Below are 6,000 nucleotides of genomic sequence, written 5' to 3'. Positions count from 1 at the left end.
ATGGGAACGGCGAGCCGACATCCACGAAGCCTTCCTCAAACTCGCCTGCTGCCTCATCACCCACCGACAACTGGGCTCATTGTGTTAGCCGTTGTTAGTCGGGTGTCAGGGTGTGTATCGCCGAGAACCTGCTTGCGCTGGATGACGGTGGCCTCAAACAGAGGGATGGCCCGCTCCAGGTCTCCCGCTTCCTGATAGGCACCTGCGAGGTTGTTGCGGCTGGCCAGGGTCTGGGGGTGAGTGTCGCCGAGGATTTGCTCGCTCTGAGTGAGGGTGGCTTCGTACAGAGGGATGGCTTGCTGCAGGTCTCCCGCTTCTTGGTAGGCGCCTGCGAGGTTGTTGCGGCTGGCCAAGGTCTGGGGGTGGGCGTCGCCGAAGATCTGCTCGCATTGGGTGAGGGTGACCTCAAACAGATTGATGGCCCGTGTCAGGTTCCCCGCCTGGTGGTAGCCATAGGCAAGGTTGTTGCGGCTGGCCAAGGTCTGGGGGTGGGTGTCCCCTAGGACTTGCTGGCATTGGGCGAGGGTGGCCTCGTACAGAGGGATGGCTCGCTCCAGGACCCCTGCCTTTTGGTAGGCGCCTGCGAGGTGGTTGCGGCTGGCCAAGGTCTGGGGGTGCGTGTCGCCGAGGATCCGCTCGAACTGGTAGAGGGTGGCTTCGTACAGAGGGATGGCTTGCTGCAGGTCTCCCGCTTCTTGGTAGGCGCCTGCGAGGTTGTTGCGGCTGGCCAAGGTCTGGGGGTGGGCGTCGCCGAAGATCTGCTCGCGCTGGGTGAGGGTGACCTCAAACAGATTGATGGCCCGTGTCAGGTTCCCTGCCTTTTGGTACGCGCTTGCGAGGTGATTGCGGCTGATGAGGGTCTGAGGGTGCGTGTCGCCGAGGACCTGCTCGAACTGGTAGAGGGTGGCCTCCAGCAGGTTGACAGCACGTGTCAGGTCCCCTGCCTCCTGGTATGCGCAGGCGAGGTTGTGACGGCCATTCAGGGTGTCGGGGTGGGTGTTGCCAAGGACTTGCTCGCGTTGGGTGAGGGTGGCCTCGTACAGAGGGATGGCTCGCTCCAGGTCCCCCGCCTCCTGGTAGGCGCCTGCGAGGTGGCTGCGGCTGGCCAGCGTGTGTGGGTGGGTGTCGCCGAGGACCTGCTGGCATTGGGTGAGGGCGGCCTCGTACAGAGGGATGGCCCGCGCCAGGTCCCCCGCCCCCCGATAGGCGTAGGCGAGATGAATGCGGCTGACGAGAGTGTGGGGGTGGGTGTCGCCGAGGATCTGCTCGTACTGGGTGACGGTGGCTTCGTACAGAGGGATGGCTCGCTTAAGGTCCCCCGCATCCTGGTAGGCACCCGCGAGGTGGATGCGGATGGTCAGGGTCTCCGGGTGCGTGTCGCCGAGGACCTGCTCGTACTGGCTGAGGGTGGCCTCGAACAGGGGGATGGCTTGGGCCAGATTCCCCGCCTCTAGGTAGGCGTAGGCGAGGTTGCTGCGGCTGGTCAGGGTATGGGGGTGCGTGTCGCCGAGAGCCTGCGCGCGCTGAGTGAGGGTGGCCTCCAGCAGGGGAATGGTGCGGGCAGTGTGGCCTTGCTGGTGAAGACGGTTGGCAGCTGTGCTGTACGCCTCGGTGAGGGAAGCGTTGTGATGTCCCGGCAGTGTGGTAGCGGCAAGGGTAACCAGATGGGGGATAAGCGTGTCCCACTGGCTGTCGGCGGTGGTGTCCTGGCCCAAAGGTGGGGGCATACTTTGGAGGACTGCTTGTTCGGCGCGGTTCCGTCCTTCCAATTGCCGGGGTAGTTGGGTGCCGTCGGCTGGCTGGGGGGTCCGCAGGACGGCTTGGACCAGGCGGTGGATGCTTAGGGTGGCTTCAGTGGTGGTGATCATGCTGTAGGCGGCCAGGGTGCCGATGGCTTCGGCGATGTCGTCCGGGTCCGTGCTGGGTGGGGTGAGCAAGGTGTGGGGGATGTCGTCCGGGGCGAGCCATGCGGCCGTGTGCAGTACCTGAACGGCCAGCGGATCCACTTGCTCCAGGTCGTGGAGAGTGATGTCCCAGATGCGGGCGATGGTGCGTTCGGCGTCGAGGCCGTGGGCGGTCTTGGCGAGTTTCGTACCCAGGCTCCGGCGGTAGGCGTCGAGGTTGATGCCACGGTTCTGGGCGAGGTAGGCGCCGGCCTGCTTGATCGCCAGAGGAAGGTGCCCCAGGTCAGCGGCAAGAGCACGGGCATAGGCCTGCTGGCGAGCAGTGGGAGTGGTGTCCTTGAAAACCAGACGACACAACAGGTTCGTTGCGTCGTCCGGGTGGAGGTTGCCCAAGTTGAGGGTGGGGGCGGTGTCGGGCCAGCCTGTGGTGCGACGGCTGGTGGCCAGGTGGTGTCCCTGGTGCAAGGCCCCGGTATAGGGGGCAAGGTCGTCGGGGTTGGTGACGTTGTCGTAGATCAGCAGCCAGCCGGGATGCCAGGCCAACCACTGCCGTGCCCACGCCACCTGCGCCCCGCGCCCGGCCGTGGCGGCCCAGCCGGGAACCAGCGTCTGCGTGAGGCTGGTGAGGGAAGTTTCGATCTCGTCTGGGGAGGCGGCGTTGATCCACCAGATCAGGGTGTAGTCACTGCGGTGAAGGTGGGCGTAGTGCAGGGCGAGTGTGCTCTTGCCGATCCCGCCCAGCCCATGCACGGCCCCGGTTTGCGTGATCGCGCCCTCGCGCCGGTCGGTTAGCGTGCGTCGGAGCCAGGTAAGTTCTTCCTGGCGCCCCAGGCACATCGTTGACGGAGGCAGGTTCGAGGTGCCCGGTGCTGCAGTGACTATCTCCGCCGCCTGCAACGCCTCAGCAGGCAGTACGACGTCACCCGTATAAGCGTTGCCGATGTGCTGGGCTGCGATTGACCGCTCTGCGGTCGCCTCTATCCGCAGCCCGGACGCGGCCTGATCGGCGCTCACGACCGTGGCGAGGTGTGACCGTCACCGGTGATGGCGTTGCCGATGTGCTGCGCGGCGATCGACCGCTCGCCCGCTGCCGTGATGGTGACCGTGCCGGCGGCCGGGGTGGGCAACATGGCCGAAAGTTCCTCCCGCAGTCCGGGATCGTCCTGCAACGCGCGCCTCAGGAGCCGGCCCAGCACAGCCGTAGAGTAAGTGTCGTCCTGCTCGTTGGCGGCCTCGGCCACGATCCGCTCCATCTCTGTGCGGCCCGCCTTGTCCCTGCGCCGCCAGACCAGTTGCAGGATCCGCTGCCCCAGACCGACGGTCGCCTCGGCAGCAGCATCCTGTGCCCTAGTCAGCACCGCTGCCCCATAAGCGCCCACCGCGGCTGTCACCGCCGGGCCCGCCTGCTCGACCAACTGCACGATCTCAGCACTCACTTGATCCCCCGACCCACGAGGCTCTGAAAGAACACCAGGGTAGAAACACCGCCCCGGCCTTGGAACCAAAACGCACGAGACACCCGCGCCGGTTCCCCGCCGCGTTCTTGGCTTCTCCTGACCCAGACCATCAGCTTGGGAAGCTGCGGGCATTTGGGGGCGGTTCGTGTGCTGACCTGGGCGAACGGTCTGGGCGTTGGCCCGTCAGCCTCGGCGGCTTTCACCGTGGTTCCCCGCTGTTCCCCGCTCGATCTGGTGCGGTTGTGGTGCGCACAACACGATCACGGCCGGAGCGGCGAGCATGCAGCAGGGCGGACTGGAAAGTGCTGGGTGGCAATGCCGAAACGCCAGTGTGCCTGCTCCGGCAGCTCTCGTGCTGGCGTTGTGTGTGTGGCAACGCCTTCCAGGGTCAAGATCTGCGATATGGCCGACCGATCCGCATGGCGCTGCTAAAATCCGTTCGGGTGTGGGCGCACGGAGCGCGCTCTGCCTCGTGCAGAGTTCACCGGGTTCGACTCCCGGGCACCAAGATCAACAGCCTTAGCTCTGTTGTTCTCGGTGTCCGTGAGTCGAGAGGTCAGGGAACGCTTCGCATGCAGAACGGTCAAGCTGGATATCCAAAACTTCCGGCAGATCATCCATTTCGTAAGCACTCTCAGAACCTCAGCGTTCTAGTCTCGGGCCTCCGGCAAGCCGAGCGCATGCACAAACAGATGATCAGGCAGGGAGATGCGCCTGGGGTCGCCTTTTCTAGGCGAATGCATTCTCTAATGGTCGGAATGATCGCCGAAGCTCGACTTAGGAAGATTATCCACGACCCCCAAGGCTTTAATGAGCGCGAGCGTAACCTGATCGCGGGCTCGAAGTCTCAAATCGACCGATGGAAGTCGGCTGTAGATTTTGCTTTTCGTCGACAATATGCAGTTCCAATGCATCTGGAAATTCGAGATTCAGGCATTGATTCGACAGTAATTTCACGCCATGAGATTATCGTCGAGATGCTGGACGGCGATCTCAAGCCGATCATCGAAGGTCGAAATAAGACCGCGCACGGCCAGTGGGTTTGGGAGCTCAACAACCCTGAGACGCAATTTAAAGGGCGAGCTGCGGATCCAATGAATTATCTCGCCATCTCGCGCAGAGGGGAGATAATTGACAACTTGGCGGAGATAGTCCATGTTCTGATCGTCTCTGAGCCCGCATTCCAGCGAGAGTTCGACCGCCTATATGGGAAAATAAGCTCTACCAGGTGCGCGATTGACGGCAACGACTACCCGCAGTTTGAAGCCGGCATCCGTAGCTCGGGGCAGCAGCGCATTCGTTCAGCGATGAAGGATGACCAGCGTTAAAATTTGTACGCCCCAGCACTTCCGCGTTCAAGGAGAGGAGCGGCCCCAGACCTCTTTAGCAGGCTTGGGGCCGTATGTATGTGCCAGCGCCTTAAACTGTCCGGTCCTCCCGCGTCCGGCATCTCCAGGTCAGAGATCGTGCGGACTCATGAATGTTGAGATGTCTGAGCTTGGGGTGCAAGGAGTTGCCAAACGCCTCGCCATCTCCTCCTCGGACACTGGACGAGGCTCAGGAGGTTGATAGTTCGGGTCTTCCCAATCGCAGTGTGAACAAATTCCTGCCACAACCATGTAGGAGCCGCATTCATCACAGCGTGTTGCCGCCTGGCCAAGTCGGAGCCGCGCCTCCGTGAACATCACGAGGAGGTGTTCTACGGCCTTCAGTCCGATCTCCGCATCGATTCGGACAGCGTTCTTGGCATGCGTTAGCCAGTTGACGTATTCCCAGGTCTCAATTGCGGTCTTCTTCAAGTAGGACCGGAGTTTGGCTGCGGATGCCCCTTCGGCAAGGCGGTTCGCCAGCAGGTCGGACCAAGATCGGAAGTCGGCATTCTTAGGCCGCTCCTTCCCGTCCGGCACCAGATCGTCTGAGCTGGTCTCCCCCACGAACGAAACAAGGCACTCACGGAGGCGGACTCCGACAGCCTGGAAGTCCTCGGCCTCATCGCCACCGTCGTAGGCGGTGAAGGCCTGCTCCCAACGACGCCAAGAACCGGGCAGGAGATCGGCCGCTTCAGGAGTGAAGGGCACATCACGTTCCTGGAGATACGTCATGCGAATCATCAGGCCAACGTGAAACGTAAGAACCACATCGCGACTCTTGAAGTCTCGCTGGCTGTACAGCTTGGTTGCATTCGTGACAACCCACCACCGGCTGTCCTCGCAATGAACGTCCCAGATGTCGTGACGGGCAGGGCCAACCATCTCACTGGCGACCTTTTCCAGGTGCACAACTGTCTCTTGTGCCTGATCCTCCACGTACTGCCGGATGTCCTGCTTCTCTTCTTCAGTCGCTCGCATGAGACCCCCGATCGGTTGCTCCGGGTGAGCTTAGTCCGGACAGATCCCTAAAGCAGCCGATATAGCGCACAAGCTAGAGAGGGCACCCCTCATCCTTAGCCCACCACCCTCCCCAGCTCCCATCCCGTACGCCGTCGACCCACACACCGTGGAGCGGGCGTGGTCCATGGCGTCCAGGTGGAGCGCGCGACTGTACGAACGACCTGGACGCCATGGGCCACGTCTGCTCGGCTCTGCCTGGGCCGACGGCGTACGGGATGGGAGCCACTCACGCACGCCACTACGGACCCG

At 62.9% G+C, this 6,000-nt stretch carries 4 protein-coding genes and 1 pseudogene; 2 read left to right on the top strand and 3 right to left on the bottom strand.

The features are described from left to right. Positions 1 to 88 (top strand): annotated as a pseudogene (locus FB157_RS29515) (IS5/IS1182 family transposase); the annotation flags it as partial. Here the strand turns inward: FB157_RS29515 and FB157_RS29510 are convergent. Together FB157_RS29510 and FB157_RS29505 are read right to left on the bottom strand one after the other, a co-directional pair. After that, positions 57 to 2,918: a tetratricopeptide repeat protein gene (locus FB157_RS29510; RefSeq protein ID WP_145883711.1), complete on the bottom strand. Its 2,862-nt coding sequence runs from the start codon at positions 2,916 to 2,918 to the stop codon at positions 57 to 59. The pseudogene FB157_RS29515 and the gene FB157_RS29510 overlap by 32 nt on opposite strands. Next, positions 2,915 to 3,325, bottom strand: a complete 411-nt coding sequence (locus tag FB157_RS29505; protein ID WP_261386594.1) for a hypothetical protein — start codon at positions 3,323 to 3,325, stop codon at positions 2,915 to 2,917. Before FB157_RS29505 ends, FB157_RS29510 begins: the two co-directional genes overlap by 4 nt. A 794-nt stretch (positions 3,326 to 4,119) precedes the next feature. On the opposite strand from FB157_RS29505, the gene FB157_RS29500 reads away from it, so the two are divergent. After that, positions 4,120 to 4,689, top strand: coding sequence for a hypothetical protein (locus tag FB157_RS29500; RefSeq protein WP_145883709.1), 570 nt, complete (start codon positions 4,120 to 4,122; stop codon positions 4,687 to 4,689). Between the two features lie 129 nt (positions 4,690 to 4,818). Here the strand turns inward: FB157_RS29500 and FB157_RS29495 are convergent, their stop codons facing one another. Then, the gene (locus FB157_RS29495; protein ID WP_145883708.1) at positions 4,819 to 5,709 is read right to left on the bottom strand and encodes a hypothetical protein; all 891 of its coding nucleotides are present in this window, start codon (positions 5,707 to 5,709) and stop codon (positions 4,819 to 4,821) included. Between the last annotated feature and the right edge of the window lie 291 nt (positions 5,710 to 6,000).

This window comes from Streptomyces sp. BK340 (assembly GCF_007827595.1).
GTDB lineage: Bacteria > Actinomycetota > Actinomycetes > Streptomycetales > Streptomycetaceae > Streptomyces.
The sequence above is the reverse complement of the archived record's forward strand: the minus strand, read 5'-3'. Positions and strand labels throughout refer to the sequence as shown.

Coding starts and splice junctions, on each gene's coding strand:
- FB157_RS29500 (WP_145883709.1), top strand. CDS start 4,120: ATGATCGCCGAAGCTCGACTTAGGAAGATTATCCACGACCCCCAAGGC.
- FB157_RS29495 (WP_145883708.1), bottom strand. CDS start 5,709: ATGCGAGCGACTGAAGAAGAGAAGCAGGACATCCGGCAGTACGTGGAG.